Source organism: Streptomyces sp. RGM 3693 (assembly GCF_050471125.1).
Classification (GTDB): domain Bacteria; phylum Actinomycetota; class Actinomycetes; order Streptomycetales; family Streptomycetaceae; genus Streptomyces.
In genome coordinates, this window is sequence record NZ_JBMPPQ010000002.1 from 1,440,220 (window position 1) to 1,466,269 (window position 26,050).

The window sequence follows — 26,050 nt, forward strand, 5'->3', positions numbered from 1 at the left end:
CGGAGTGGAACGCCTTCTTGGAGGATCGGCCAAATCGCTCGATGGCCGTCCCCCATCGGCCGGCCCGGGAGGACCCTCCCAGGGCCGACCTTCGACCACGGGAGTGGAAACGATGAAGCTGCTGCGTGTCGGAACGGTGGGGGCGGAACGCCCGGCGCTGCTCGACGGGGCCGGCGTGCTGCGTGACCTGTCGGGCCTGGTTCCGGACGTCGACGGCGCACTGCTCGCGGACGACGCCGCGCTGGCCCGGATCCGGGCCGCCGCGGACGCCGGCGACCTGCCCGCACTCGACGCCACCGGACTGCGCATCGGCCCGCCGGTCGCCCGGATCGGCAAGGTCGTGTGCATCGGGCTGAACTACCACGACCACGCCAGGGAGACCGGGGCCGCCACCCCCGAGGAGCCGATCATCTTCATGAAGGCGCCGGACACCGTGGTCGGCCCCGAGGACACGGTCCTCGTGCCGCGCGGCAGCGTGAAGACCGACTGGGAGGTCGAGCTGGCGGTGGTCATCGGCCGGACCGCCCGCTATCTGGAGAGCGACGAGCAGGCGCTGGCGGCGGTGGCCGGTTACGCGGTGGCGCACGACGTGTCCGAGCGCGCCTTCCAGATCGAGCGCGGCGGCCAGTGGGACAAGGGCAAGAACTGCGAGACGTTCAACCCGCTGGGTCCCTGGCTGGTGACCGCCGACGAGGTACCGGACCCGCAGGCGCTGGGCATCCGCCTGTGGGTCAACGGGGAGCTGAAGCAGGACGGCACGACCGCCGAACAGATCTTCCCGGTGGCCGAAGTCGTCCGCTACGTGAGCCAGTTCATGACGCTCTACCCGGGCGACGTCATCAACACCGGCACCCCGGCCGGCGTGGCGATGGGCCAGCCCGAGCCCAAGCCGTACCTGCGGGCGGGCGACGTGGTGGAGCTGGAGATCGACGGCCTGGGCCGCCAGCGGCAGGCTCTGCGCGCGGCCTGACGCTGCGCTTGGTTGGCCCCGCACGTTGTCGGCCGTCCCGCCGTTGCGCCTGGCGGCGCGGGGTCTCGTACGTTGCCGGGTGCGGCGTCGTTTCGCCTGCGGCGTGGGTTGTTGTCCGCTGCGCGGGGCTGTTGGGTGCGGGGGCGGGGCGGAGGGTGGGTGGCTAGGCCGAGTGGTCGGCTAACGGTCACCACTCAACAACGGACCCGCACACGCCCACTGCCGGTACCTCAACTCACCTGGATTCCACCCATCAACGGGAGGGGGCGGGGCTGTGGGGGAGGGGTGTGCCGGACGTAAAGCGAAGCAGTCCAGCACACCCCTCCCCCACAGCCCCGGCACCGCGGCCGAACAGCCCGCGCAGCGGCCCCGCCCGCCGCAGGCGATACGGCGGGAAAGCCAAAAACGTACGAAGGCCCGCGCCGCCAGGCGCAAAACGCGAACCCCCACGGCGGGACGGCCGACAACGTGCGGGGCCCAGCCAAGCGCAGCGGACCGTCAGGCGAGCGTCACGGTCCGCCCCTCCTGCGCGGAGCGCCTCGCGGCCTCCAGGACGCGTAGTGCCGCCGCGGCCTCGGTGGCGGTCACCGGCGGTGTCCCGCCCTCGCGTAGTGCTCGCGCGATCGCCGCGTAGTAGGCGGGGTAGGCGCCCGGCAGGGTGGGGACCGGGTGGCCGTGGCCGGTCTGCGGGGACTCTCCGCCGGCTGCCGCCGGGGGCGTCCCCACGGCGCCGAGCCGGCCCCAGGAGGACTCGGGCTCCACGCCCCAGGCGTCGCCGTCGGTGCCCGGCCGCCGGCCGGCGCGCAGTGCGGCCTCCTGCGGGTCCAGGCCGTACTTCACGTAGCCCGCGCGGCTGCCCAACACCCGGAAGCGCGGCCCGAGTTGTGCGGCGGTGGCGCTCATCCACAGGTGGGAGCGGACGCCGCCTGCGTGGGTGACGGCGAGGAAGGTGTCGTCGTCGGCCTCGGCGCCCGGGCGGCGGACGTCGGCCTCGGCGTAGACCGAGACCGCCGGGCCGAAGAGGGTCAGCGCCTGGTCGACGAGGTGGCTGCCCAGGTCGTAGAGGAGCCCGCCCAGTTCTGCCGGGTCGCCGGACTCGCGCCAGCCGCCCTTGGGTTGCGGCCGCCAGCGTTCGAAGCGGGACTCGAAGCGCCGTACCTCGCCCAGCGCGCCGTCCGCGAGCAGTTGGCGCACGGTGCGGAAGTCGTTGTCCCAGCGGCGGTTCTGGAAGACCGAGAGCAGCAGTCCGCGGCGGTCGGCGAGCGTGGCGAGCTGTTCGGCCTCGGCAGCGGTGGCGGCCAGCGGCTTGTCGACCACGACCGCGGTACCGGCCTCCAGGGCGGCGGTGGCGAGCGGTACGTGCGTCTTGTTCGGCGACGCCAGCACGATCAGGTCGAGCGCGCCGGCGGCGGCCAGGTCCAGCACCTCCTCGGCACTCGCCACCGTGCGGACCTGCGGGTGCTCGGCGCGGGCCTGCGCCTGCCGCTCGGGGCTGCGGGTCGAGACGGTGTCGAGCCGCAGCCCGTCGGTGGCGGCGATCAGCGGGGCGTGGAAGACCGAGCCCGCCAGGCCGTAGCCGATCAGGCCGACGCGGAGGGGGCCGGTGCGGGGTGCGGCCGCGGTGGCGGTGCTGAGTGCTTCGGGGTCGCTCATGCCCTCCACTTTGGCAACGCTGTTGCCAAAGTGCAAGCAGTGCGGAGAATGGGAGGGTGAGCAGCAACGATCCCGCCCGCCCGGCCACCGACGACCACCGGCACACCGCCGCACCGGCCACCACCGCGGCGGCCCCCGCCCCCACGGAAGTGGCCTGCCCCACGGCCCCCGCCGGCCCGGCCGCAGCCGCCGTGCCGGGCGCCTCCGCCGCCCCCGGCGCCAACCTCCTCGCCCTGCGCGGGCACAACGCCGCGCTGGTGCTGGGCCTGCTGCGCGCGGCGGGGGAGGAGGGCGTGAGCCGTCTGGAACTGGCCGAGCGGACCGGGCTCACCCCGCAGGCGGTCAGCAAGATCACCGCCCGGCTGCGGGCCGACGGCCTGGCCGCCGAGGCCGGCCGCCGGGCCTCCACCGGTGGCAAACCGCGCACCGTACTGCGGCTGGTCCCCGGCGCCCGGCACGCCGTCGGCGTCCACCTGGACCGCGACGAGATCACCTGTGTCCTGGCCGATCTCACCGGCCGGCCGGCTGCCGTCCGCCGCGCGCCCCTGGACTTCGGCGCCGACGCCGGGACGGTACTGGCCACCGCCGCCCGCGAGGTCGCGGCGCTACGGGACGCGGCGGGCGGGCCGCCGGTGCTCGGCGCGGGGGTGGCCTGCCCGGGCCCGTTGGACCACGCGACGGGCGTGCTGCGCCAGGTCACCGGCGCCCCGCAGTGGGCCGGCTTCCCCCTGCGGGACGCGCTCGCGGAACGCCTGGGCCTGCCGGTCGTCCTGGACAAGGACACCAACGCGGCGGCCCTGGGCCTCAGTCGTGCGCCGGAGGAGGTCGGCGGCGCCTCGTTCGTCTATCTCCACCTGGGGACCGGGCTGGGCGCCGGGCTGGTCCTCGGCGGCACCCTCTACCGCGGACCGCACACCGGCGCCGGCGAATTCGGCCACCAGGTGGTGCAGTTGGACGGACCGCGGTGCGACTGCGGGCGGCGCGGTTGCATCGAGGCGCTGTGCCTGGCGGCGGTGGCCCGCGACGATCTGCCGGCGGCGGCCCGGGTGTTGGGCGTGGCTGCGGCCAACCTCGTGGAGCTGCTGGACATCGACCGGGTGCTGCTCGGCGGCCGCACCGTCCTCGCGCACCCGGAGCGGTTCCGGGACGGCGTGGCCCGGGTCCTCGCCGACCATGCGGAGCTCCGCGACCGGCCGGGTAGGGCACCCGGCGGCGGCCCCGCGGCGGCGGTACCGGTGACGTTGGCCCGCGGCGGTTCCCGGACCGTCGCGGACGGCGCCGCGGAACTGGTCCTGACCGGGCTGTTCCGCTGAGGCGTCGCCGCCCCGCCCCGCCTGACGTCGCGGACCTGCCGGACCGGCCCTGACATCTCGCGAAGCCATCGCGTTCCCCGGCTCCTCGCCGCGGACGGCTCCTCGCCGGGGAGGAGAGGGCAGTCAGCGGTTGTAGAGGGGCATGATGGCCTTGCTGTCGTCGCACCACGCCTCGTGGTGGCCGTTCGCCTGGGCTACCGGGAGTTCCGACGCTTCGCACGCCGCCTTCGAGGGGTACGGCTCGGTGCCGGTGGGGACCCAGTCGTCGCCGGGCGGCGGGGGCGGCGACGGCGGTGGTGGCGGTCAGCCGATGGGGTTGACGAAGGTGGCCGGGTGGGTGGCGGCGCGCTGGTCGACGAGGGTGCCCCAGGGCCACTTGATGGTGAGCGACTTGGTCTCGTTGGGCGGGGTGATCTGCGCCCAGGCGGGCTGGTAGAAGCCCTGGTCTTCCTTGGTCATGGCGACGTTGATGGTGAAGTCGGTGCTGTCGCCGGGGCCCAGGGTGATCGAGCCGTGCTTGGCCGACGAGCGGGCCAGCGACCAGCGCTCGCCGCCGTTCTCGGACGTGAGGTCCACGCCCGGGAAGCCGCCGATCTTGCAGGTGCGGCTGCCCTTGTTGGTCAGCACGACGCTGGTGGTCGTCGCGCCGCCCGCATCCGGGTCCGGGGCGGCGTCGCCGCCGGTGGCGAACGACGCCTTCAGACCGGAGGTGTGGCAGCGCTCGATGCCGGAACCCGCCCCGCCACCGTTGGCGGCACGCGAGCCGCCCGACTGCTTGTCCGCGGCCTCCGCCTTCGTACCGGTCTTGGCACCCGAACCCGCCGTGGCGCCCGAAGCCTGCGTACCGCCGGAGGAACCGGCACCGTCAGCGGAGGAACCACTGCCGGCGGAGGAACCGGTGGCATCCACGCCCGCGGCGTTCACGCCACTCTCCGTCCCGCCCGCGGCCTTCGTCCCGGCGGCGTCCGAGCCGGAGCAGGCGGTCAGGGTCAGACCGGCGACCGCGGTCAGGGCCGCGGCGGCGACGCGCAGGGTGCGGCGACGGGCGGTGCGGGCGGCGGTGTTGGAGCTCATGTCGGGTCCCCCGGAGGCAGTGGGTGTCGTTGTTTCCTCGGTACGTCACCCACTTTGGTCGGGGCCGCTGTCGCAGGACTGCCGCGCCGCTAACATCCGGCTAACACGGCTACGGGGAGGGGAAGGACGCCCACGAGAACCCGAAGAACCAGGCCGCGGCCGCCCGTAGTGCGAGGTGATCGCGCATGCGGCAGCCTTCCACGGTCCCGGGGCGCCGTCCGCGAGGCGCCGGGAGTCGTGGGGCGGTGCTGCAGGAGCCCGGGGCGGCGGTCCTCCCGGCGGCCACGGGTGCGAAGATCGCCGGGTGGAGTTCCCGTACGGCCAGGATCCTGGCGCACCCGTCCGGTCCGGCATCCCCGAGCACGGACGCATCCCCAAGTACTACGCGGCGAAGGTCGAAATCGCCGCCCTGCTGACGGAGTTGGGCGAGGGCGAACCCCTGCCCGCCGAACGCGAACTGGCCCTGCGCTTCGAGGTGTCCCGCGAGACGCTGCGCCAGGCCCTGCGCGAGCTGGTGCTGGAGGGGCGGCTGCGCCGGTCGGGGCGCGGCACGGTCGTCGCCGGCCCCAAGATGGCGCAGCCGCTCTCACTCGCCAGTTACACCGAGGGCGTCCGCCGCCAGGGCCGCACGCCCGGCCGGCACCTCGTCTCGCTCGACCGCTTCGCCAGCCCGCCGGCGCTCGCCCGCGACCTGGGACTCGCCGCGGGCGACGCGGTGTGGCACATGGAGCGGGTGCTGCTCGCCGACGACGAGCGGGTCGGCCTGGAGAGCACCTACGTCGCGGTGGCCCGGGTCCCGGACCTGGCGAGCGACTTCGAGCCGGACTCGTCGTTCTACGCCTACCTCCACGAGCGGCTCGGCATCGGCTTCGGGGACGCCGACGAACGCCTGGAGACGGTCCTGGCCACCCCGCGCGAGGCGCTGCTGATCGGGACGCCCGGTGCGCTGCCGATGCTGCTGATCCACCGACTGTCCCGGGACACCGGGGGCCGCCCGCTGGAGCGGGTGCGCTCGCTCTACCGGGGCGACCGGTTCTCGTTCACCACCCACCTGGGCGGCGCGCGGGAGTCCTGACGGGGACCTTCCGCGGCCCGCGACCGCCCTCGTTATGTCACGGGAAGATAACGGGTCTAGGCCAAGTTTGAACCCTTGTTAACCGACCCGTCGCCGACCCGTCCCCCGCGGGCCACCCGCCGCCGCGACCGTCTGGGGCATGCGAGTCATAGTCGTCGGAGCCGGCGTGCTGGGAACCCTGCACGCCTGGCACGCAGTCGAACGGGGCCACGAGGTCCTGCACATCGAGCGGGAGGCCGAGGCCCGCGGCGCCTCGGTCCGCAACTTCGGACAGATCTGGGTCAGCGGCCGCGCCGGCGGCGAGGAACTGGACACCGCACTGCGCGCCCGCGAACTCTGGGAGGGCATCGGCGCCCGCGTCCCCGGCATCGGATTCCGGGCCATCGGCTCGCTGACCGTCGTCCGGAACGACACCGAGTACGCGGTCGCCGAGGCCGCCACCCGCCGCCCGGACGCCGCCGCCCGCGGCTACCAGCTCCTCGACGCGGGCCGGGCCCGCGCCCTCAACCCCGCCCTGCGCGGCGACTTCACCGGCGCCCTGTGGTGCGAACGGGACGCCGCAGTGGAACCCCGGGTCGCCCAACGCGCCCTGAAGGACGCCCTATTGGCGTCCGGCCGGTACACCTACCTCGGCGGCCGCGAGGTCCGCGACGTGGTCGGCGAGAACGCGGTCCGCGACGACCACGGCGACACCCACCACGGCGACGTGGTGGTGCTGTGCACCGGTGCCTGGCTCGGCGGCCTCGTCCGGGAACTCGTCCCCGACCTGCCGGTGCGCCGGGTGCGCCTCCAGATGATGCAGACCGACCCGCTCGGCGAACCGCTGACCACCTCCGTCGCCGACGCCGACAGCTTCCGCTACTACCCGGCCTACCGCGGCGACGCCCTGGACGCCCTCAACGCTGGCCAGGCGCAGACCCCGACCGCCGCCGCCCACAAGATGCAGCTGCTGATGGTCCAGCGCGCCGACGGCGGCCTGACCATCGGCGACACCCACGAGTACGAGACGCCGTTCGCCTTCGACACCGTCGAGGAGCCCTACGAGCACCTCACCGGCGTCGTCGAGACGATCCTGGGCCGCCCGCTGCCACGCATCCGCCACCGCTGGGCCGGGGTCTACGCCCAGTGCACCGACACTCCCCCTGGCTCCGCCGGGGGTACCCCCAGCCGGGTCGTCCACCGCCAGCAGGTCCGGGACGGCGTCTGGCTGGTCACCGGACCCGGCGGACGCGGCATGACCTGCTCCCCGGCCATCGCCGAAACCACCGCGAACGAACTGGGATGGTGAGCCCGTTGACGAACCCGTTGGCGAATCCGTTGGCGCAGTCGTTGGTGAATCCGGCGCCGCACCCCGCCCGCCCCGACCACCCCGCCCGCCCGGACGACGTCCGGCTGGTCGTCCTCGACATGGCCGGCACCACCGTCGCCGACGACGGCCTGGTGGAGCGGGCCTTCGACACCGCCGCCCGCCACATGGGCGTCGAGCCGGGCAGCCCCCGGCACGCCGAACAGCTCGCCTACGTCCGCGCCACCATGGGCGAGTCCAAGATCTCCGTCTTCCGGCACCTGTTCGCCGCCGCCGACGGCGACCCCCACGCCACCGAGGAAGCCGCCCAGCGCGCCAACCGCGCCTTCGAGACGGCCTACGGTGCCCTGGTCGACGACGGCCGGATCGCCCCCGTCCCCGGCGCCCGCGCCGCGATCGAGGCTCTCCAGGCCGCCGGCCGCACCGTCGTCCTCACCACCGGATTCGCCCGGGTCACCCAGGACGCCATCCTCGACGCGCTCGGCTGGCGCGACCTGGTCCGGCTCACCCTCTGCCCGGCCGACGCCGGCGGCCGTGGCCGCCCGTACCCCGACATGGTGCTGGCCGCCCTGCTGCGCACCGGCGCCGCCGACGACGTGGCGCAGCTCGCGGTGGCCGGCGACACCTCCTACGACATGACCGCCGGTCGCCGCAGCGGCGCCGCGGTGGTCGCCGGGGTGCTCACCGGCGCCCATGCCGCCGCGCAACTGTCGGCCGCCGGTGCCACCCACGTCCTCGGCTCGGTCGCCGAACTGCCCGCCCTGCTGGGAGTGGTGTGAGATGCCCGCCCCCTCCGCCGCGGTCGCCGCCCCCTCCGCGGCGCCGCGCCCCGCCTCCGGCATCCGCTTCGACCGCGTCACCGTCGCCCACGGCCGGCGCGGCGAACACACCGTCCTGGACTCCCTCGACCTCACCGTCGAACCGGGCGAGGTGATGGCCCTGCTCGGACCGTCCGGCTCCGGCAAGACCACCGCACTGCGGGCGGTCGCCGGTTTCGTCCGGCCGGTCTCCGGGCGGGTCCTGATCGGCGGCCGGGACGTGACCGCCCTGCCCCCCTACAAGCGCGGCATCGGCATGGTCGTCCAGCAGTACGCGCTCTTCCCGCACATGAAGGTCGCCGAGAACGTCGCCTTCGGCCTCAAGGCGCAGCAGGTCCCGCGCGCCGAGATCCCCGGCCGGGTCGCCGAAGCCCTGGAGATGACCGGTATGGCCGCCTACGCCGACCGGCACCCCCGGGAGCTGTCCGGCGGCCAGCAGCAGCGGGTCGCCATCGCCCGGGCGCTCGCCATCCGCCCCGGTGTGCTGCTGCTGGACGAGCCGCTGTCCGCGCTCGACGCCCAGCTGCGCTCCGGCATGCTCACCGAACTCGCCCGCCTGCACCGGGAGTTGCCGGGCGTCTCGATCCTCTACGTCACCCACGACCAGGTCGAGGCGCTGACCCTCGCCGACCGGATCGCCGTACTGGAGTCGGCCCGGCTGCGCGAGTGCGGCACCCCGCAAGCGCTCTACCGCAGCCCGCGCACCGCGTTCACCGCGTCGTTCGTCGGGACCGCGAACCTCCTGCCGGTGACCGTGCGCCACGACGGCGGGGTGGAGTTCGCCGGCCGCCCGCTGGCCGTCCGCACCGGGGACGCGACCCCGGGCGCCACCGCCACGCTGTGCGTCCGCCCGCACCTCCTCGGCCTCGGCGCCAGCCCCGACCCGCACGGCAACACCCTGCGCGGCACCGTCACCGAGGTCCAGTGGCGCGGCGCCACCCACCGGCTGTACCTCACGGTCGACGGTTACCGCGTCCTGGCCGACCTGCGGGAACTGCGCGAGACCCCACCGCTCGGCACGGAACTCGCCCTGCACTTCGCCCCGGAGGACGCGGTCCTCATTCCGGCGGGCATTCCGACGGGCATCTCGACGGGAATCCAGGGGGAGACCCCGGCGGACGCCCCGGCGGTGGCCGTGAACGGTGGACGGCGCCATGCCTGACCGCACCATGCCTGACCGCGCCACTCCCGACCGTGTCCCGCCCGACCGTGCCAAGCCGGAAGCCGGGCGGCGCCCCCGCGGAGCCGCCGCCCTGTGGGCCCTGCCGCCGGTCGCCGCCCTCGCGGTGGTGTTCCTCTACCCGCTCGCCCTGGTGGTCCGCCAGTCCTTCACCCCGGAGAACGGCGGCGGCCCGTCCACCGCCCCGTACACCGCGGTGCTGGCCACCACCTCCTTCCGGGACGCGCTCACCCACACCGTGCTGATCGCGGCCGGCGCCACCCTCGGCGCGCTCCTCCTCGGCCTGCTGCTCTCCCTCGTCATCGCCTTCGTCCCGTTCCCCGGCGGCAAGGCGCTGGCCCGCTTCATCGACATCTTCCTGGCCTTCCCGTCCTTCCTGATCACCCTCGCCCTGCTGTTCCTCTACGGCACCGTCGGCATCGCCAACGGCCTGTGGACGGACGTCACCGGCGCCGCCAACGGGCCACTGGACTTCCTGCACACCCCCTGGGGCGTCCTGCTGGCCGAGGTCACCTACTTCACCCCGTTCGTGATGCGCCCGCTGCTCGCGGCGTTCTCGCAGGTGGAGACGGCGCAGGTGGAGGCCGCCGGATCACTGGGCGCCCGGCCGTGGCGGACCGTGCGGACGGTGATCCTGCCGGAGGCGCTGCCCTCGCTCGCCGCCGGCGGCGCGCTGGTCCTGGTGATGTGCCTGAACGAGTTCGGCATCGTGCTGTTCACCGGCGCCAAGAACGTCGTCACCCTGCCGATGCTCGTCTACACCAAGGCGATCCTCGACGGCGACTACACCGGCGCCTGTGTCGTCGCGGTCATCAACATCGCGCTGTCGGTCGCCCTCTACGCCCTCTACCGGGCGGTGATGTCCCGCACGCGCGGCACCGCCGAGCGCCGCAAGACCCCCCGGGCCCCCGCCGGCAACGCCCCTGCGGGCACTGTCCCTGCGGGCACCGCCCCGGCCGAGCGCACCCCCGCGGGAGACCTCCCCGCCGGGCACACTCAGGCCCCCGCGCCCGCGCCCGCGCCCGCCCCCGCCCTCGTCGCAGGAGGTGCCGACCGTGCTCGTGCATAGCGCAGCCGCCCGCCGGGTCATCTGGGCGGTGTTCTTCCTCCTCTTCGTCCCGGTCTTCGCGCTCCCGCTGCTGGTGATCGTCGCCGCCTCGTTCGCCGGCGGCTGGAGCGGAGCCCTCCCCTCCGGCCTGACCCTGACGCACTATCAGGACATCGCCAAGGGGGACGCGCTCACCGCCCTGCTCACCAGCGTGCTCACCGCCCTCGCCGCCAGCGTCGCCGCCCTGACCGCCGGCACCTGGGCCGCCCTGGCCGCCGAAAAGCTCGGCCGGCGCGCCCGCCGGGTCCTCGACGCGCTCTTCCTCCTGCCGGTCGCCGTCCCCTCCGTCGTCGTCGGCCTCGCCCTCCTCGTCGCCTTCTCCCAGCCCCCGTTCCTCCTCAACGGCACCCCGCAGATCGTGATCATCGCCCACACCGTGCTGGTCACCGCCTTCGCCTACCAGTCCGTGACCGCCGCGCTGGCCCGCCTCGACCCGGCCTACGAACAGAGCGCCGCCGGCCTCGGCGCCCGCCCCGGCTACGTCCTGCGGCGGGTCAAGCTCCCCCTGCTCCTGCCGTCCCTGACCGCCGCCGCGGGCCTGTGCTTCGCCCTCTCCATGGGCGAGTTGAGCGCCACGATGATGCTCTACCCCCCGGACTGGATGCCGCTGCCCGTCCAGATCTTCGCCGCCACCGACCGCGGTGCCCTCTTCACCGGCGCCGCGCTCGCGGTGGCCCTCATGGCCACCACCCTCCTCGTCCTCCTCGGCGTCTCCCGCATCCGCACCCGGGCCACCTACCGCTGAACCCCACGCCACCCCCCCGACTCCCCGTCGCCCGCGACCCGTTCCCCAGGAGCACCCGCCATGTCCAGCCGCCTGCCCCGCGCCCTCACCGCCGGCGCCGCCGTCCTCGTCCTCGCCGCCACCGGCACCGCCTGCGGCACCTCGGCCGCCGACCCCAACGCCAAGGAGATCACCGTCTACAGCGCCGACGGCCTCAAGAGCGAACAGGGCGACGGCTTCTACGACAAGGTCTTCAAGGACTTCGAGAAGCAGACCGGCATCAAGGTCAACTACGTCGAGTCCGGCTCCGGCGCCGCCGTCCAGCGTCTGGCCCGGGAACGCGCCAACACCAAGGCGGACGTCCTCGTCACCCTGCCGCCCTTCATCCAGCAGGCCGACGGCAAGGGCCTGCTCGACGTCTACCGCCCGCACGGCTCCGAACAGGTCGCCGCCGCCGACAAGGACCCCAACGGCAAGTGGGTCTCCGTCGTCAACAACTACTTCTGCTTCATCTACAACAAGAAGGAGCTCAAGGAGCCCCCGGCCACCTGGCAGGACCTCACCGACCACCGCTTCGCGGGCAAGCTCCAGTACTCCACCCCCGGCGTCGCCGGCGACGGCACCGCCGTCCTCATCAAGGCCCTGCACGACTTCGGCGGCCAGGGCCCCGCCATGGACTTCCTCAAGAAGCTCCAGGCCAACAACGTCGGCCCGTCCTCCTCCACCGGCCAGCTCGCCCCCAAGACCGACAAGGGCGAACTCCTGGTCGCCAACGGCGACGTCCAGATGAACTACGCCAACATGAAGTCCATGCCCCACCAGGGCATCTTCTTCCCCGCCGCCAAGCCCGGCGCCCGCCCCACCACCTTCGCCCTCCCCTACGCCGCCGGCCTGGTCAAGGACGCCCCGCACGCCGCCAACGCCCGGAAGTTCCTCGACTACCTGCTCAGCAAGCCGGTCCAGGAACAGGTCTCCGCCGTCGGCGGCGGCTTCACCTCCCGCAAGGACGTCAAGCCCACCGACCCCAACGCCACGGCCCTCGCCGCGATCATGAAGGGGGTCGACGTCTTCCAGCCCGACTGGAACGACATCGACAAGAACCTCGACAGCTACATCGGCGCCTGGAAGACCGCAACCGGAAGCTGACCATCACCGACCAGGGCCGGTGCGCCGCCGCTGACTTAGGCTGGGGCCGTCGGCCGCCCGTTCGGGCCCGGCCGGCGCCCTGGCCATCCGGCCAGCCCTGGTCAACACGCACGGCAGGAGTGGCAGTGGCAGAGCGCAAGCCGATCGAGTCCTGGCTCACCGACATGGACGGCGTCCTCATGCACGAAGGCGTCCCCGTCCCCGGTGCGGACGCCTTCATCAAGCGGCTGCGCGAATCGGGCCGGCCCTTCCTCGTCCTGACCAACAACTCCATCTACACCCCCCGCGACCTGCACGCCCGCCTCAACCGCATCGGGCTGGACGTCCCTTGGGAGTCGATCTGGACCTCGGCGCTGGCCACCGCCCAGTTCCTCGACGACCAGCGCCCCGGCGGCACCGCCTACGTCATCGGCGAGGCCGGCCTGACCACCGCCCTGCACGACATCGGCTACATCCTCACCGACCACGCCCCCGATTACGTCGTCCTCGGCGAGCCTAGCACGCACAAAACGTATTTGGGCCTGACCTGCGGAAACGTCGATTCCGGGGCCCTCGGAGCGGTCGCTCTGGCTGCTTGAGCAGTCAGCTCGCAGCGGCCAGAGCGACCGCCGGTCACACGAGGTCGACCAGGTCCGCGATCGAGTCCTTCACGTGGGTCGGCCGGTACGGGAAGCGGTTGATGTCGTCCGCAGTGGCTGTCAGGCCGGTGAGCACCAGGAAGGTCTCCATCCCCGCTTCCAGCCCGGCGAGAATGTCGGTGTCCATCCGGTCGCCGATCATTGCGCTCGTCTCCGAGTGGGCGCCGATGGTGTTGAGTGCAGTCCGCATCATCAAAGGATTTGGCTTCCCGATGAAATACGGCTTCTTGCCGGTAGCCGCAGTGATCAGCGCTGCGACGGCTCCCGTGGCGGGAAGCGCTCCCTCAGCAGACGGCCCCGTCTCGTCAGGGTTCGTGGCGATAAACCGAGCGCCATCGTTGATCAGCCGCACCGCCTTGGTCATAGCCTCGAACGAATAGGTTCGAGTCTCACCCAAGATCACAAAATCAGGCTCGGTATCCGTCAGGACGTACCCGACCTCGTGCAATGCTGTCGTGAGGCCGGCCTCACCGATGACATAGGCGGAGCCGCCAGGGTGCTGGTCATCCAGGAACTTCGCGGTAGCCAGAGCCGAAGTCCAGATGTTCTCCGCAGGCACGTCCAGACCAATGCGGTTCAGCCGAGCGTGTAGGTCCCGCGCCGTATAGATCGAATTATTGGTCAGGACCAGGAATGGCTGACTGGAGTCACGCAACTTCTTGATGAAGGCATCCGCTCCCGGCACCGGGATACCTTCGTGCATCAGTACCCCATCCATGTCGGTGAGCCACGATTCGATGGGCTTACGCTCTGCCATGTTGTCGGTCTCCTGTACGCAAGGGGCTTGCTGGGCGCCGGGACGACGATGTGCCACGACGCCCACAGCGTAGCCAGGGCAGAGGCGGTTAATTCATTCACCGTGGCTTACGGTGCTTGCCGCGTCCCGGCGCTAGCGGCGGCCGGGCAGGTTGGGCAGGCTCTTGCGCTGGACTCTCGGCATCGGCGGGCCGCAGGAGCTTGCGGGCCTCATTGAGGTTGGCGGCAACGGTGAAGACCTCCCAGCCCGACCCGTTCCACCGTTCGATGACCCGAGGCGCGCCAGGGTTCAGGTGCGAGCCCTTGGGGCCGTCGCCGAAGAAGATGGGCACGGCGCGAAGTCGGCCGATCTTGGCGTCACGGCGTTCGGCCCATTCAGACAGCGGCTCGTCGTCCATCGCGCCGTTCCTTACATCGGTGGCGGCTCTTCGAGGAGAGTAGCGGTCACCGAGCCGACGCTGTGGCCAGGTTTCGGGCCCCGTGGTCAGTGAGCTGCTGGCAGACCGTCATGGCGGCCTGGGTGGCGTCCCCTCGGGTGAGCCGTACGTCGATGGCGGTGCCACCGTCCTCGGCGAAGGCGCGGGCGCGGACGGTATAGGTGGTGGTCCGGTCGCTGCGGTTGGTGGTGCAGTAGCCAGCCAGCGGCGCGTTGCAGAAGCCGCCCATCTGCCGGAGGACCAGACGCTCGGCCTCAGCTTCCACCTCCGTGGCGGTGTCGTGGAGCCTGAAGATCTTCTTGCGCGTCTCCATGTCGTCCTCACGGGCCTGGAGGGCGATGATGGCCGCTCCGAGGGGCGGGCAGATGACTTCTGGGCTGATGCGTTCGGCGATCCGATGGGACAGCCCGAGGCGTTCCATGGAACAGGTGGCCACGATCAGCCCGTCCACGTCGCTACTGCTCCCGTCCAGGGAGCGCAGGCGCTCATGGACGGGGCCGCGCATGGGGGCGATCTCGATGTCCGGGCGGTGGATGCGGAGGGCGGCAGCGCGGCGGACGGAGGAGGTCGCGATGACGGCGCCCTTGGGGAGCGTCGCCAAGCTGAGGCCGGCCTCATGGGTGACCAGGCAGTCCCGGATGTCGTCGCGCGGCAGAAAGGCGGCCATGGTGAGGCCGGCAGTGTCGTGAGTGGGGGCGTCCTTGAGACAGTGGACAGCGACGTCGATCTCACCGGAGAGAAGGGCGTTCTCGATCTCTTTGGAGAAGACTCCGTCCGCGTCCAGCGGGGCGCGATCCTTCTCACGGTCGCCTCCCGCGCCGTAGAACGGGCGTAAGACGGTGGGCGTAGGGGCGAGGCGGGCCAGGATCGGAGCAGTTTGGAGCAGGGACATGAGCGACGCGCGGGCGCCGATGCGCAGAGGTTCCATCAGGTTCTCCTTTGGTGACAATCTGTCGGAAACTGCATGGTTCTGGTGCAAGTACGATTGAGCGTCAACAAGCCTTGCCGAGCGAGGAGTTGACCCGAATGAGCGACATGGTGCGAATCGGTTCCCGAGCGAGCAAACTGGCGAAGACGCAGGTCACGGAGTGGCTTACGCCCATCGCTGAGCAGTTCCCTGGCGTTCGGTTCAAGCGAGAGGTCATCCTCGAAGGCGGCGATCAGGACCGCGTCACGCCCACCCTCGCCGAGGTGGCGAAGACGGCTGGTGGCTCCGCCTTCTCGACCAACCAGGAAGAAGCCCTCGTCACGGGCCGAGTGGACGTGATCGTGCACTCCCTCAAAGACCTCCCCACGTCCGTCTGCGAAGGCACGGTCTTGCTCGCCACCCCCGGCCCCCGGGAAGACGTGCGAGATGTGCTGTGCGGAGCCACCCTTGACGGCCTCCCCAGGGGCGCCCGCGTAGGCACCGGGGCGCCTCGACGTGTCGCCCAGCTCCTTGCATTGCGCCCGGACCTGGAGGTCATCCCGATTCGCGGGAACGTGCCTGGGCGACTGGCCCGCACCACCAAGGGCAACCTTGACGCGGTGATCCTCGCGGCGGCCGGCCTGAACCGACTCGGCCTCATGCCCGACGTTCACCAGATCCTTGACCCCACCGTCTTCCCGCCGTCCCCGGGACAAGGCGCGCTCGGCATTCAGGTCCGCACCAACTCCCCGGCCGCCCAGCTCCTCGGCGGAACCGGAGACCCACAAGTCGACGCTTGCGTGCGTGCCGAGCGCGCCCTGCTGGCCGAGCTTCACGGAGGCTGCTCCGTCCCGGTGGGGGCATGGGGAAGGATCGGACAGGACGGGCTGCTGCACCTGTCCGCCGCCGTCACCTCGCTGGACGGGGCGACTCAGGTCACCGCAGCCGGGTCCGGGCCAGCGGACGATCCGGAGAAGCTCGGCGCCTGCGTGGCCGCCGACCTCCTGACGCAGGGGGCGGCCGACATCCTGGCCGCGATCAGGAAGCCCTGAGCTCCCGAGCGATCTCCAGGGCGCCGTACGTGATGATCCGGTCGGCGCCCGCTCGCTTCAGGACTGTGTACGCCTCCATCAGCCCCTTCACGTCCCGCTCGCCATCCGCTCGACGGTCGGTCAGCCGGAGGTACTCGCCGCTCACAGAGAACGGCATGACGGGGACAGCCAGCTTGTTCTTCAGGTGCACGACGGTGTCCACGGTGTGGAGCGCGGGTTCGGTGAGGATCATGTCCGCCCCCTCCTCGACCATCTGCCGCGCGGCGTGGACGGCCTGCTCGGGCTGCCGCGGATTGATCTGGAAGGCCCGCGCCCCCGAGCGGGGGATCGCCTCCATGGTGGCTCGGTACCCCTCGTAGAGCGAGGACTCGAAGATCAGGTGCGGCATGATCGACACGTCCCTGTGCCCGGCAGCGTCGAGGGCCCCGCGAACCGCGCGCACCGAGCCGGGAATCATCGCGGCCGGGCCGACGATGTCGGCGCCGACATCGGCCTGCATCACCGCCTGGGCCGCCATGACCTCAGTCGTCTCCTCCAGATCCATGGCGCCGCGCTCGTCCGCGAGCCAGCACTCGCCCGAGTCAGTGTGCGAGCACACGCACGTCTCGGTCATTACAGCGACGCTGGGCGCGGCCTTCTTCGCCGCCTGGATCGCGCGGGCCATCAGGCTCGTGGGGGATGCACCCTGGGAGGCGCGGGCGTCCCTGACACGGGAGCCAGCGAACATCTTCACCGACTTCACGCCGAAGGACTCCAGGGCCTTGATGGCGCCGGGGACCTCCCGCACCGTGAGCGTGGGCATCGGGCGTGGGGCGGTATCGTCGTCCTCCCGCATCAGAAAGACCATGGTCAGGTCTTCGGGGGCCAGTCCAGGGCCTCCGAGAAAGTTGCGGACGGCTAAGCGGTGGGTGGGCATCTGCTCCTCCTGCAAGGTCAAATCGATTGACTGCGTGGGGGCTTGGAGCCCGCCCCGGCCATCACTCGCGCCGTGGGGGACGACAATGAGTAAGAACCGTGGCCGAGGCGGGCGATCAGAGGAACACCGTCGTCGGCTGGACTGCCGACGGGTGCAATTCATTCATTCACGAGGGCATGCGCGCTCGACCGAGCAAGGTTCCGATGTGGCCTGGGGTGGGGGCATCGAGCACCTGCACTTCCACGTCCACGAAGCCCGCATCCGACAGATACGACGCCCAACCGCCCGGCTCGTAGCTGTAGCGGTACGTGTACATGGCAGGCCCGGCGAACCCGCCCTTGTACATACCTTGCGGGCCGTAGGCGCCGGGGATTGCTGGCGGCTGCGAGAAGGCGAACACCCCGCCCGGGTTGAGGCGGCCAGCCACAAGGGGGAACAACCGCTCGGGAGCGGTGAACCATGCAGCGCCGAAGATGGAGTACACCGCGTCGTACGTGGCCGCCGAAGAGGCCAGATAGTCCAGGACTTCAGCGCATACGAACTCGACGCCCAAAGACCCCCACCGCTCGGCCACCTGCTGCACCATCACGGGTGACAGATCGATGCCCGTCGCCTTGACGCCCCGCTCCGCAAGGTGGGCGAGGGCCCTACCGGTCCCACAGCCGATTTCCAACACGCTCTGAGGGGTGCCCAGAAGCTCCGGGCCGGGGGCTTTCGGGTGATTGCGGTACTGGGTCCAGCGGAATACCGGCTCGGAGTCCTCCACCTGTTCCTTGACGGACGTCGACTCGGCGTAGGCGTTCCAGTGCTCACGCTCGTGGTCGTAGTTGTGGGGTGCGGTCACGTGATCGGGTTCCTCAAGCGCTCGGAGAACGGGCAGCGGTGGGGCTCCGCCATGGCGTACCGCGGAGCCCCACCTCGAACAGCCGGGCGGATCTAGTGGCTGTCGGGGACCTTGCTGTCGCACGGCGAGCACTCGGACCCGTCCCGGCTCCACAGCTCATCGTCCGGCATGAAGCCGATCGAGCGCAGGAAGTCCGCGGTACGGAGGACGGTGCCGTCGTTGCGGCGCTGGATGAACGGCGCATGGTGCTTGTACGCGCCGCCGTTGTACGCCTCGCAGAAGGCGAAGTAGACAGGGGTGTCCAGGATGATCTGATGCACGCCGATGTCCACGACCTTGCCGACACCCAGGTGCACTTCCGGGTGTTCCATGGAGGCGACCAGGTACATCACGGCGTTGCCGAGTATCCGCTCCGCCAGGTCCTTCACCATCACCTCGTCGCGAAGCAGCAACGCCACCTCGCGGTCCCAGATGGTCATCCCGGAGTCGAGGACGTTGATGGTCAGATGCTGGATGTGGGGCTGCACGGCGTTCAGCAGCTCCCGGGGGTCTCGCGTGCGAGTAGCCGCGAGTCCTTCAAGTACGGCTGTCACTGGCGTTCCTCTCGGTTCGTGTCGAGTGGTGCCTTGTGGTGCCTTGCTGACCCGCCCCGGTCGCTCGACCTGTCCTCTCAGGGGGCACGACCGGGGCGGGCGTCTGGTACCGCTCCGGCCACGGGAAGGGGGATTCCGAGCCCTGCATCCGACGAGGGGGCCGGATGCCTGCTGCGGGCTGTGCGTGGCCGGAGCGGAGTCTTAGGCGGCCTGGTAGGCCGGTATCGGTGGGTCGTATCGCCACTGATCGAGAAAGGCGACCTGTGTGGTACGAGCGGACAGCCAGTAGTAGGCGGTCTCGTCGTAGGTCACGAAGGTGAACAGTTCGTCGCGCACGAGGAGGGACAGCGCCTCCTCCTGCCGCGGCCAGCTCCGTCGCCACTGGCGAAGAGCCGCTGCGGGGTCTGGCTTGCCGAGGGCGGCCGGCACCTCCCGCAAGGGCGCGTTGCGCAACCACCAGGTGCCGGGGTCAGGGTCCAAGGCGTTCGCGATTCGCGATGCTTGTTCCCGCAGCCACCTGACGGCTAAGCGGGCGTTCCTGGCGTGGTACGAGCTGAGGAGAATGGCGCGGGAGTGGTCCCCGGAGGTGGCTGAGACCTCGCACCAGAAGCCGTCACCCTGCATTGTCGTCACCCCCAACGACTTCAAGCTGAGGCTTCCGGAAGCGGGCGGTGCGGTCGGCCGCCAGGCTCCCTTCCGGAGGCTCGGTGAGGAGGTAGTCGGTGGACATGCGGATGAACCGGGTGTGTCCGGTCGCCTCGGTGTGCGCGCACATCCACTTGTCCACGGCTTCCGGAGTTTCCAGCGCCCTGGACTCCGCTCCGCAGTCCTCGCTTTCGCCAGAGACGCACTCAGCTTCCCAGGAGGCCCGAACCAGCGGGTCCGGCTTGATGGTCCACGTGGCGAATCGGAATACGCGAGTCACAGTTCAAGCCCTCCCGCACGCTTGCCGCTGTCTGTTGGCAGCAGCGACCCGTGCACTCAGCAGTTCGGCCTGAGTGATCTCGCGAAGATCCGCCGGGCAGGCAGCCCACTCTCGGCCGCCCCCGACCGGGCGCACCCAGTACCGGCCCATCGCGACGTCCATGACTATGCCGACCATGCCCGTCTTGGCGTCCCGCACGTAGTCACCCAGTGACGGCTGGATCGATGCCTCAGCGCTCACGGTGACCTCCTCCTTGCTCAGGTGGCGGATGCCGGCGACGGGCGGCCCCCACCTGTAAGAGCGGGGCCGCGAACCGACACAGCAAGAGGGTTGCGGCCAACACCGGTGTCACGGAAGGTTTCTAGGGGGTTTCTCTTCGTACTGGCCGGTCGTTGGGCCTGGGTACGCGAGTAGGCTTTCGAACACCTGTCAGGGGACCGGAGGACAGCCGTGCTTGACTTCCCGTTGACACATCCGCTCACTTACCTTCTTGAGCTTCGCGGCTGGGGCAAGGCTGAGTTCGCAGACCTGATGCAGACTCATGGGGGTACGCTCGGCGTTCCGCTGGCCACTAATCGCACAACAGTGTGGAAGTGGGAGCAAGGGCAGAGGCCGGACGACGATGCGCAGTACGTCCTGGCTGACCTGCTCGGAGTGCCCCAGGAACTCGCGCGGCCGGAGCTGTGGCCGACCTGGTTGCCAGTCTGGGAGGTGGCCGGCCTACGGCGTCCGTGGACGCTGGCCGGTACCGTTGATGCACTGGATGATCTGGTCAGGAGTGCACACATGGATCGCAGGGGATTTCTCACGATCACGGGTGCCACGCTCTCCGCACTTGCAGCGAGCTGGGCCACCGCCCCATCGGCCTTCGCCGCAGCAGCGGATGGGGATCGTGTCACCGACGAAATGGTCTCGACTCTCGAACAGCGCGTCACCACGTTGCGAAGCCTGGACGCCCAGATGGGCGGGGCGCGCCTTCTCGACCAAGCGCGCAGCGACCTCGCCCTCATCACGACCTTGATCAAGCAGGCGCGCTATACCGATGCCGTCGGGGAGCGACTGCACTCACTCGCCGCCCAGGTCTCCTACCTGACCGGCTGGATGGCCTACGACTCGGGCCTTCACTCCCAAGGCCAGCAGTACTACGTGGCGGCACTCCGAGCCGCACGGACGGCGGGGGACGACGATCTCGGCGCCTTCGTCCTCGCCGAGATGGGCGTGCACGCTTCGGACGGCGGTTACAACAAGGAACGGGCGCAGCTCCTTAACACCGCCATCGACAGCAGTGGAACGACCATCCCCACGCACAGCAGGGCCTACCTCCACCTGCACCTGGCGGCAGCGTTGGCGCAACAGGGCTACCACCGCCAGGCGGCATCCGCTCTTCACCGCTCCACGCAGCTCTGGGACCGCTCCAGTGGGGAACTCCCCGAGTGGCTGGCGTGGTTCGAGGAGTCGCAAATCAACTCCACCCGGGGAAAGATCATGCTTTGGGCTGGGCACGCGGACCAGGCAGCGGACTTCCTCGTCGCCTCGGTCGACGCCTCGGTTCCCCGTGACCGGGCAGTCCGGGCCGGGCGGTTGGCCGAGGCATACCTGGAGGGCAAGAACTTGGACGGGGCCCTCGCCGCGGCCAACGAAGGGGCCGAACTCCTCGAACAGCGGGTCGCGTCCGGGCGGGCGCTAGAGCGCCTGACTGAGTTTTCCGGCAAACTCGGGAAGTTTAAGAACGAGCCAGCCGTGTGTGAGTTCCGAGAGCGTGTAAAGGCCCTGCCGTCACCTGTCGCGGCATAGCCACATCGATTAAGGAATTAGTGCTGTCTGGGATGGCATACCATTCCTGGCATGGCACAGAAGACCGTCGTTATCTATACGGACGACCTCACAGGCGAAGAGTCCTCGGAGGCCACCACGCACCAGCTCATCATTGATGGCGTGGCATACGAGATCGACCTCGCCCCGGAGAGCTACGACAAGCTTTTGGAGGCGGTAGCACCCTTCACCAAGGCTGGTCGACGTGTCCGCGGCAGCCGTGGAAAGGCCCCTGCTTCCCGCCCGGCTGGTGGGAACAAGGACACGGCGAACATCCGGGCCTGGGCCAAGGAACAGGGCTACAACGTGAACGACCGTGGCCGTGTGCCGGCCGAGATTCGCGAGGCATACGAGAAGGCCAGCAAGTAACCGTCCCTCAAGGGCCCCCTCTCACTGGAGGGGGCCTTTCTGTTGCACTCATGGGCATATAGAGAACCCGGCACAAGTAACGTAGATGTCATCCGGCCCTATTAGGACTGCCGGCGGGGCGAAAGTGGCCCACCTCACCTCAATGATTCATCCACTCACTCGTTGAGGCAGCGAAGTTCCGGCCGACGGGCCCCAAAAGTGCCCCAGAGGGCCCCTCTGGGGCCGTTCTCAGACCCTCTGAGGCCCGAGGGGGATGGGGCAGGCGAAGCTGACAGGCAGGCGCTGAACAGTTCATACCCGTACACAGTTTGAGGAAGGCACCCCCGGTGGGTCCTCTTTGAATGAATGAGCGGACTACCCCCGTCTCCGTGTGGGATAGATCACGCCAATGATTCATTCACGCGGGGCGCTCTGGAAATCCCGCCCACTGCGAGTGGTGACCACCTTCTCGGGTTGCAATGAGTGAATTATCTGGCCCCCATGATCACGCACCGTAGAACTCTACGCAGATTCACGTGATCGTAATCACTCATTCGGCTATTGACTCATCCGCCCGTGTAATGCAACGCGCGTCTTCCTATGAAACTTTAGGCCGCTCGACTGTCAGTGAGACCAGAATCCAAAAGTTGATGTGCGAGGTGAACTCGCGTAATGTCTTCCATGTCGAAAGGCGCCGCCCCAAAGAGTCGCCCTGAGTACCACCTGCTGAGCGGGGATGCGGAAAGGGGGATCAGGCGAAAGGTGATCAGGCGCCACGACAGGAACGGCCCGCAGTGGCTGAACCCAAATCCACACGCACTAGTGATGAGTGCCTATGTGAGTCCGTCTCAGGGCGATAGGCAGACCAGCTAGGAACAGACCATAGGTCTCGCCCTCCCAAACCAGGGAGGGAGGCACCCACAAAGGCCCGAAGCAATACCCACACCTAACGGTGTCAGGCGCTAGACGGAGTACCGGGAGTGGAGAGAGAACCGATAGCGGGGAATGACCGGCCCGTAATGGATAGGTCATGCAGTACAGGACGACACGGCGCGTCCGGTTTCCAGCATCAAAGCCTAGAGCGACGATGTGCGGGTTGCCTTAAGCGCCTGAGTCCGGAGTCCTAGCCCCTCTATGGGGGGCTGTCAGTTCGAGTCTGACCTAGGACGCGACGGTGCCAACAGGGCACCGCTCTTACCTAAAAAGTTGATGTGCGATGCGATGGAGGTATGTCCATGGACACCATGACCCCAGTTGAGCAGTGCCGCGCGATCGTCAATGACGGCGGCCTGACCTTTTCTCCAGTTCGTCCCGCCCCTGTTGACGGCTTCATGGTCAGCATTGCCGGAAGTGAGCGCACCATCCCCGTCGAATCATTCGACCCTGAGGCGCTGGCTCAATATGTGGCTGACTATGCATGCCGTGTGACTGATCAAGGGCTCTTCTTTGGCGCTTGGGTTGATGGCGGCCTGGTCTACCTCGACCTCTCCATAAACGTGACGGACCGTGCCGAAGCTGAGGCCATGGGACGTCTGGAATCTCAGCTTGCAATCTTCGATGTGGCAAATGGAGAGGTTATCTCCCTGTGAAGATCCGAACGTTCCTCCTGGTGCTTGCCCTGGCTGTGTCCACGGCGGTAGCAGGCTACGCGGTGGGGGAATCGCGTAAATCCGCAGCAGTGGAGCACGCCACGATAACGGCCTATAACGAAGGTTTCACAGACGCTCTGTGCAAGCCTGCGCCCGGGAATCCCCGAAGAGATGGCGGGGGCGATATTCAAGACGGGGCCGGAAACATGTGCGGGGAATACGAAGCTACCGACTGAACGGCTCTAATCGGGCCTGACGTGCAAGGAATGCATGACGGGCCCGGCTATGGCTGGTCATTCTGGCCAGATCAGGAAAGAGAAAGGAATCCAATGCCTGAGTTCACTCGCACCCTCGTGATATCCCGCAGCGTTCGTACCCTGTGTCAGTGCGGAGAAGGGGTGGAGATCGAATGCACGCCGGATGACTCCATTGCCTTCGCGCTTGGCCTGACGGACAAGCCGACTGAATCTATTGCGCGGACCGCGCTTGCAGTCTGGGAGGCGACGCACGAATGCCCGCCGACGGTTGATGGCCTCATGGCCGCAATGGGTCTGATCTGAGGGGGCGCCGAATGTACGTCGCACACGTTGGCCCGGCATGGCATAAGCGGTTTGGAACCTATCGGGAAGCGGTTGGCTATGCCGCTAGCTACGGCCTGCCTTCCGTATTCGTAGAACTCAACCTCTGGAAACACAAGTACACCCGCTGAAATCTGACGCGCTTTGATTGGTCCCCGCCCTGGTGGGGGCCGGTCATGGCCTGCCAGCCGTGGCAGCCGATACACCCGCAGCACACTTGGAGAGCATTACCGTGAGCTTTTATGACGACGGCGCAGCCGAGATGAACAAGACCCGCGCGAACTGGGCACTTACGGCGCTCGAAGCTTTCGGCGGCCAGACCGGACAGCGTGAATACTTCGACGGAACCCTGACCATTGCCCCCGAAGTAATCCGAGAGGTGGCCGGAGACCTGATCGCCAACATTTTTCACCTGGCGCGCATGAATGACCTCGACCCTGAATCGATCATCGCTGCGGCGGAATTCCACTTCGAAGAAGAAGTTCAAGAGGAGGTCGAAGAGGTAACCGAGATCGAAATCTCTGACGGGATCATCCAGCTTGAAGACTTCCTGAAGGGGCAGAAGTAATGGTGGATGAGTTCGGGCGTGTCCTGTGCAACGAATGCAGGATGGACCTTTGCGCCTACCCCCAGGATTACGAGGACGGCGGCAAGAACACGCTGTGCGGCCACTGCTCATGGGGTGGCCACGTGTGCCCGGAAGAGCGGTACGAGACCATTATTCGAGCAGCCGTTAAGCGTATACGCCAGCACGAGGCTGATTGGCTGGCGACACTCCGCGCAGAGGTCCCGTCGTACGACCCCGAGGAGAACTTGGCGGACGACGGCCCGGAAACCGACCGGATGGACGAGGTGCAGACGGACCAGGCTTTCGACGCCCAAGCCCTACTGCGCAAACTCCTGGCAGAATTCGAGGGGGCGGCGGTATAGCCATGCAGGAGGCTTACGTGAGCGAGGAACAAGAAGACGGGACTGCCCGGGAATTCTGGGTCAATCACGGTGCCGGACTCATGCACACGGTTGAGTTCGCCGAAGGGTTCGGAAACGACTCAGAGACCATCTTCCTGTCCTGGTGGACAGATTTTACCGGAGTCGCTAAGTGGGACTCACACAGCATGCTAGCGATCACCAAGGGGGATGCTCGCCGGATGATCGCGGCGTTGCAACGACTGATTGATGCCTAATAACTGACGTGCTTTGCCTCGGGCCGCCTGCCATCGGTGGGCGGCTCTTTGCATGGCCTGTCAGACCGGACAGCGCCACGAGAAAGGGAGGCCATGCCCAGAACACCCGAGACCGAGATGCGGCACGTGATCGCAGACACCGTCTTCACATTGTCCGCCCCCAATCAGATATCGATCTGGTACCCCTGGCAACCAAAGTACGGCAACCCGGTGCGGCCTCTCTTCTCGGCTACCTACTCGTCCGAGCACGGCATGGGAGATCACTTCGACTTCGCAAGCAACGAGGAGTTCGCCGAGTTCTGCGAAACCCACGCAGCGAGGCACCCCTACCTCATTGAAAACTCCAAGACCAACAGCGAGGAGGAACCCGCCGTGCAAAAGATCATCATTCGTGCTGGGCAATGGGAAGAGGACCTTAGCCGAATTCGGGTCCGCATGTGGCGTGAGGACGAGGAAGTCCCATTCGTGGATCTCGTTTTGGACGAGTGGCGTCAGCGCCTCTACAGGGAGATGCCCGCTATGACGCTCTCGTTCCTCGCGGAAGAGAACGGCGTAACCAAACCGCCGAAGATCTACCGCAAGGACTACCACAACGACTACAACCCGTTCCTCTACGACCTGGTCGGGGAGGGAGAGAAGTGACCGGCTGGCGGTACGAAGTATGGGTCTGTAAGGACGGTTGGACGGACCCGGCCGCCCACGACGGGACGTGCGGCATCTGGTCGCGCAAGACCATCCACTGGAACGGCCAGTGGTTCAAGGCTTTGGAGGATGCGGCCTCGCACCCCCACGCCGTCGTGGAAGCGATACCCGTTGGCATTGACCCAGGGTGGAAGCCCCACACCGTATTTGAGCACATCGAGGGCGGCGGCTTGTGCAAGGGATGCTGGGATCGACACGTCAACTCTCATAAGGAGCACGTAATTTCCGAGCCCATGGGTTGGTGCGTGCCGTGCGTCGATGCGCAGAAACGGCGAGGCCCCCTGACCCGAACTCCCAATGGAGAGGAGTTCATGTGTGAGGACTGCCGTGCGGCGTTCCGGCGGAGCCACGAGCGGAACGCATACGTGACCGGCCGAGACCCTGACTCGCGCCTCTACAGGC

At 69.0% G+C, this 26,050-nt stretch carries 29 protein-coding genes and 1 pseudogene; 19 read left to right on the forward strand and 11 right to left on the reverse strand.

Going from position 1 to position 26,050, the window contains the following annotated elements:
- The first annotated feature begins 112 nt into the window (after positions 1-112).
- Entirely contained in the window at positions 113-970 is an 858-nt protein-coding gene (locus ACO0M4_RS23710) for a fumarylacetoacetate hydrolase family protein (RefSeq protein ID WP_430372937.1), read from the forward strand.
- Between the two features lie 498 nt (positions 971-1,468).
- Here the strand turns inward: ACO0M4_RS23710 and ACO0M4_RS23715 are convergent, their stop codons facing one another.
- Complete coding sequence (locus tag ACO0M4_RS23715) at positions 1,469-2,623, reverse strand: Gfo/Idh/MocA family oxidoreductase (protein ID WP_430372938.1); 1,155 nt, start codon at positions 2,621-2,623, stop codon at positions 1,469-1,471.
- Between the two features lie 191 nt (positions 2,624-2,814).
- Here ACO0M4_RS23715 and ACO0M4_RS23720 point away from each other — a divergent pair, with 191 nt between their 5' ends.
- A complete protein-coding gene (locus tag ACO0M4_RS23720) occupies positions 2,815-3,936 on the forward strand; it encodes an ROK family transcriptional regulator (protein WP_430373918.1) in 1,122 nt (373 codons plus the stop codon).
- Between the two features lie 303 nt (positions 3,937-4,239).
- Here the strand turns inward: ACO0M4_RS23720 and ACO0M4_RS23725 are convergent, their stop codons facing one another.
- Entirely contained in the window at positions 4,240-5,010 is a 771-nt protein-coding gene (locus tag ACO0M4_RS23725; protein ID WP_430372939.1) for a DUF4232 domain-containing protein, read from the reverse strand.
- A 304-nt stretch (positions 5,011-5,314) separates the two neighbouring features.
- Here ACO0M4_RS23725 and ACO0M4_RS23730 point away from each other — a divergent pair, with 304 nt between their 5' ends.
- The 8 genes and pseudogenes from ACO0M4_RS23730 to ACO0M4_RS23765 all read left to right on the forward strand — a co-directional run.
- A complete protein-coding gene (locus ACO0M4_RS23730) occupies positions 5,315-6,085 on the forward strand; it encodes a GntR family transcriptional regulator (protein ID WP_430372940.1) in 771 nt (256 codons plus the stop codon).
- Between the two features lie 139 nt (positions 6,086-6,224).
- Positions 6,225-7,373, forward strand: a complete 1,149-nt coding sequence (locus ACO0M4_RS23735) for a TIGR03364 family FAD-dependent oxidoreductase (RefSeq protein ID WP_430372941.1) — start codon at positions 6,225-6,227, stop codon at positions 7,371-7,373.
- Positions 7,374-7,492: 119 nt separating this feature from the next.
- The gene (locus ACO0M4_RS23740; protein ID WP_430373919.1) at positions 7,493-8,170 is read left to right on the forward strand and encodes an HAD family hydrolase; all 678 of its coding nucleotides are present in this window, start codon (positions 7,493-7,495) and stop codon (positions 8,168-8,170) included.
- A 1-nt stretch (position 8,171) separates the two neighbouring features.
- The gene (locus tag ACO0M4_RS23745; protein WP_430372942.1) at positions 8,172-9,371 is read left to right on the forward strand and encodes an ABC transporter ATP-binding protein; all 1,200 of its coding nucleotides are present in this window, start codon (positions 8,172-8,174) and stop codon (positions 9,369-9,371) included.
- Positions 9,364-10,458 (forward strand): 2-aminoethylphosphonate ABC transporter permease subunit, encoded by a 1,095-nt coding sequence (locus ACO0M4_RS23750; protein ID WP_430372943.1) that lies wholly within the window; start codon positions 9,364-9,366, stop codon positions 10,456-10,458. Before ACO0M4_RS23745 ends, ACO0M4_RS23750 begins: the two co-directional genes overlap by 8 nt.
- Positions 10,445-11,242, forward strand: a complete 798-nt coding sequence (locus tag ACO0M4_RS23755) for an ABC transporter permease (RefSeq protein WP_430372944.1) — start codon at positions 10,445-10,447, stop codon at positions 11,240-11,242. Before ACO0M4_RS23750 ends, ACO0M4_RS23755 begins: the two co-directional genes overlap by 14 nt.
- 60 nt (positions 11,243-11,302) lie before the next feature.
- Positions 11,303-12,367, forward strand: coding sequence for a 2-aminoethylphosphonate ABC transporter substrate-binding protein (locus ACO0M4_RS23760; protein WP_430372945.1), 1,065 nt, complete (start codon positions 11,303-11,305; stop codon positions 12,365-12,367).
- 125 nt (positions 12,368-12,492) lie between these two features.
- A pseudogene (locus tag ACO0M4_RS23765) lies at positions 12,493-12,873 on the forward strand (TIGR01457 family HAD-type hydrolase); the annotation flags it as partial.
- A 106-nt stretch (positions 12,874-12,979) separates the two neighbouring features.
- Here the strand turns inward: ACO0M4_RS23765 and ACO0M4_RS23770 are convergent.
- The 3 genes from ACO0M4_RS23770 to hemC (ACO0M4_RS23780) all read right to left on the reverse strand — a co-directional run bounded on the left by ACO0M4_RS23770 (position 12,980) and on the right by hemC (ACO0M4_RS23780) (position 15,126).
- Positions 12,980-13,762 (reverse strand): HAD-IIA family hydrolase, encoded by a 783-nt coding sequence (locus ACO0M4_RS23770; RefSeq protein ID WP_430372946.1) that lies wholly within the window; start codon positions 13,760-13,762, stop codon positions 12,980-12,982.
- A 97-nt stretch (positions 13,763-13,859) separates the two neighbouring features.
- Complete coding sequence (locus ACO0M4_RS23775; protein ID WP_430372947.1) at positions 13,860-14,159, reverse strand: DUF6087 family protein; 300 nt, start codon at positions 14,157-14,159, stop codon at positions 13,860-13,862.
- Between the two features lie 46 nt (positions 14,160-14,205).
- The gene (hemC, locus tag ACO0M4_RS23780; protein ID WP_430372948.1) at positions 14,206-15,126 is read right to left on the reverse strand and encodes a hydroxymethylbilane synthase; all 921 of its coding nucleotides are present in this window, start codon (positions 15,124-15,126) and stop codon (positions 14,206-14,208) included.
- 98 nt (positions 15,127-15,224) lie between these two features.
- Between hemC (ACO0M4_RS23780) and hemC (ACO0M4_RS23785) the strand changes: the two genes are divergently transcribed.
- Positions 15,225-16,157 (forward strand): hydroxymethylbilane synthase, encoded by a 933-nt coding sequence (hemC, locus tag ACO0M4_RS23785; RefSeq protein WP_430372949.1) that lies wholly within the window; start codon positions 15,225-15,227, stop codon positions 16,155-16,157.
- Here hemC (ACO0M4_RS23785) and ACO0M4_RS23790 read toward each other — a convergent pair.
- The 6 genes from ACO0M4_RS23790 to ACO0M4_RS23815 all read right to left on the reverse strand — a co-directional run bounded on the left by ACO0M4_RS23790 (position 16,144) and on the right by ACO0M4_RS23815 (position 19,675).
- Positions 16,144-17,073 carry a hypothetical protein gene (locus ACO0M4_RS23790; RefSeq protein WP_430372950.1) on the reverse strand — a complete coding sequence of 310 codons (930 nt, stop codon included), beginning with the start codon at positions 17,071-17,073 and terminating at the stop codon, positions 16,144-16,146. The two genes, hemC (ACO0M4_RS23785) and ACO0M4_RS23790, sit on opposite strands and share 14 nt — an antisense overlap.
- Positions 17,074-17,239: 166 nt before the next feature.
- Complete coding sequence (locus ACO0M4_RS23795) at positions 17,240-17,917, reverse strand: class I SAM-dependent methyltransferase (RefSeq protein WP_430372951.1); 678 nt, start codon at positions 17,915-17,917, stop codon at positions 17,240-17,242.
- Between the two features lie 92 nt (positions 17,918-18,009).
- Positions 18,010-18,510, reverse strand: a complete 501-nt coding sequence (locus ACO0M4_RS23800; RefSeq protein WP_430372952.1) for a hypothetical protein — start codon at positions 18,508-18,510, stop codon at positions 18,010-18,012.
- A 201-nt stretch (positions 18,511-18,711) separates the two neighbouring features.
- Positions 18,712-18,990, reverse strand: coding sequence for a hypothetical protein (locus ACO0M4_RS23805; protein WP_430372953.1), 279 nt, complete (start codon positions 18,988-18,990; stop codon positions 18,712-18,714).
- Between the two features lie 133 nt (positions 18,991-19,123).
- Positions 19,124-19,297 carry a hypothetical protein gene (locus ACO0M4_RS23810; protein ID WP_430372954.1) on the reverse strand — a complete coding sequence of 58 codons (174 nt, stop codon included), beginning with the start codon at positions 19,295-19,297 and terminating at the stop codon, positions 19,124-19,126.
- Between the two features lie 141 nt (positions 19,298-19,438).
- Positions 19,439-19,675, reverse strand: coding sequence for a hypothetical protein (locus ACO0M4_RS23815; protein WP_430372955.1), 237 nt, complete (start codon positions 19,673-19,675; stop codon positions 19,439-19,441).
- Positions 19,676-19,885: 210 nt separating this feature from the next.
- Between ACO0M4_RS23815 and ACO0M4_RS23820 the strand changes: the two genes are divergently transcribed.
- The 8 genes from ACO0M4_RS23820 to ACO0M4_RS23855 all read left to right on the forward strand — a co-directional run bounded on the left by ACO0M4_RS23820 (position 19,886) and on the right by ACO0M4_RS23855 (position 25,588).
- Positions 19,886-21,229: a transcriptional regulator gene (locus ACO0M4_RS23820; RefSeq protein WP_430372956.1), complete on the forward strand. Its 1,344-nt coding sequence runs from the start codon at positions 19,886-19,888 to the stop codon at positions 21,227-21,229.
- 51 nt (positions 21,230-21,280) lie between these two features.
- Entirely contained in the window at positions 21,281-21,616 is a 336-nt protein-coding gene (locus ACO0M4_RS23825) for a histone-like nucleoid-structuring protein Lsr2 (RefSeq protein ID WP_430372957.1), read from the forward strand.
- A 1,214-nt stretch (positions 21,617-22,830) separates the two neighbouring features.
- Positions 22,831-23,184 carry a hypothetical protein gene (locus ACO0M4_RS23830; protein WP_430372958.1) on the forward strand — a complete coding sequence of 118 codons (354 nt, stop codon included), beginning with the start codon at positions 22,831-22,833 and terminating at the stop codon, positions 23,182-23,184.
- Between the two features lie 398 nt (positions 23,185-23,582).
- Positions 23,583-23,744: a hypothetical protein gene (locus tag ACO0M4_RS23835; protein ID WP_430372959.1), complete on the forward strand. Its 162-nt coding sequence runs from the start codon at positions 23,583-23,585 to the stop codon at positions 23,742-23,744.
- Positions 23,745-23,994: 250 nt separating this feature from the next.
- Positions 23,995-24,330: a hypothetical protein gene (locus ACO0M4_RS23840; protein WP_430372960.1), complete on the forward strand. Its 336-nt coding sequence runs from the start codon at positions 23,995-23,997 to the stop codon at positions 24,328-24,330.
- Positions 24,330-24,692, forward strand: coding sequence for a hypothetical protein (locus ACO0M4_RS23845; RefSeq protein ID WP_430372961.1), 363 nt, complete (start codon positions 24,330-24,332; stop codon positions 24,690-24,692). Before ACO0M4_RS23840 ends, ACO0M4_RS23845 begins: the two co-directional genes overlap by 1 nt.
- Positions 24,693-24,709: 17 nt before the next feature.
- Positions 24,710-24,946, forward strand: a complete 237-nt coding sequence (locus ACO0M4_RS23850; protein ID WP_430372962.1) for a hypothetical protein — start codon at positions 24,710-24,712, stop codon at positions 24,944-24,946.
- A gap of 126 nt (positions 24,947-25,072) precedes the next feature.
- On the forward strand, positions 25,073-25,588 hold the full coding sequence (locus tag ACO0M4_RS23855; RefSeq protein ID WP_430372963.1) for a hypothetical protein: 516 nt from the start codon (positions 25,073-25,075) through the stop codon (positions 25,586-25,588).
- Positions 25,589-26,050 lie beyond the last annotated feature (462 nt).

Coding starts and splice junctions, on each gene's coding strand:
- ACO0M4_RS23845 (WP_430372961.1), top strand. CDS start 24,330: ATGGTGGATGAGTTCGGGCGTGTCCTGTGCAACGAATGCAGGATGGAC.
- ACO0M4_RS23825 (WP_430372957.1), top strand. CDS start 21,281: ATGGCACAGAAGACCGTCGTTATCTATACGGACGACCTCACAGGCGAA.
- ACO0M4_RS23715 (WP_430372938.1), bottom strand. CDS start 2,623: ATGAGCGACCCCGAAGCACTCAGCACCGCCACCGCGGCCGCACCCCGC.
- ACO0M4_RS23790 (WP_430372950.1), bottom strand. CDS start 17,073: ATGCCCACCCACCGCTTAGCCGTCCGCAACTTTCTCGGAGGCCCTGGA.
- ACO0M4_RS23710 (WP_430372937.1), top strand. CDS start 113: ATGAAGCTGCTGCGTGTCGGAACGGTGGGGGCGGAACGCCCGGCGCTG.
- ACO0M4_RS23760 (WP_430372945.1), top strand. CDS start 11,303: ATGTCCAGCCGCCTGCCCCGCGCCCTCACCGCCGGCGCCGCCGTCCTC.
- ACO0M4_RS23725 (WP_430372939.1), bottom strand. CDS start 5,010: ATGAGCTCCAACACCGCCGCCCGCACCGCCCGTCGCCGCACCCTGCGC.
- ACO0M4_RS23735 (WP_430372941.1), top strand. CDS start 6,225: ATGCGAGTCATAGTCGTCGGAGCCGGCGTGCTGGGAACCCTGCACGCC.
- hemC (WP_430372949.1), top strand. CDS start 15,225: ATGAGCGACATGGTGCGAATCGGTTCCCGAGCGAGCAAACTGGCGAAG.
- ACO0M4_RS23830 (WP_430372958.1), top strand. CDS start 22,831: ATGGACACCATGACCCCAGTTGAGCAGTGCCGCGCGATCGTCAATGAC.
- ACO0M4_RS23740 (WP_430373919.1), top strand. CDS start 7,493: ATGGCCGGCACCACCGTCGCCGACGACGGCCTGGTGGAGCGGGCCTTC.
- hemC (WP_430372948.1), bottom strand. CDS start 15,126: ATGGAACCTCTGCGCATCGGCGCCCGCGCGTCGCTCATGTCCCTGCTC.
- ACO0M4_RS23750 (WP_430372943.1), top strand. CDS start 9,364: ATGCCTGACCGCACCATGCCTGACCGCGCCACTCCCGACCGTGTCCCG.
- ACO0M4_RS23745 (WP_430372942.1), top strand. CDS start 8,172: ATGCCCGCCCCCTCCGCCGCGGTCGCCGCCCCCTCCGCGGCGCCGCGC.
- ACO0M4_RS23775 (WP_430372947.1), bottom strand. CDS start 14,159: ATGGACGACGAGCCGCTGTCTGAATGGGCCGAACGCCGTGACGCCAAG.
- ACO0M4_RS23770 (WP_430372946.1), bottom strand. CDS start 13,762: ATGGCAGAGCGTAAGCCCATCGAATCGTGGCTCACCGACATGGATGGG.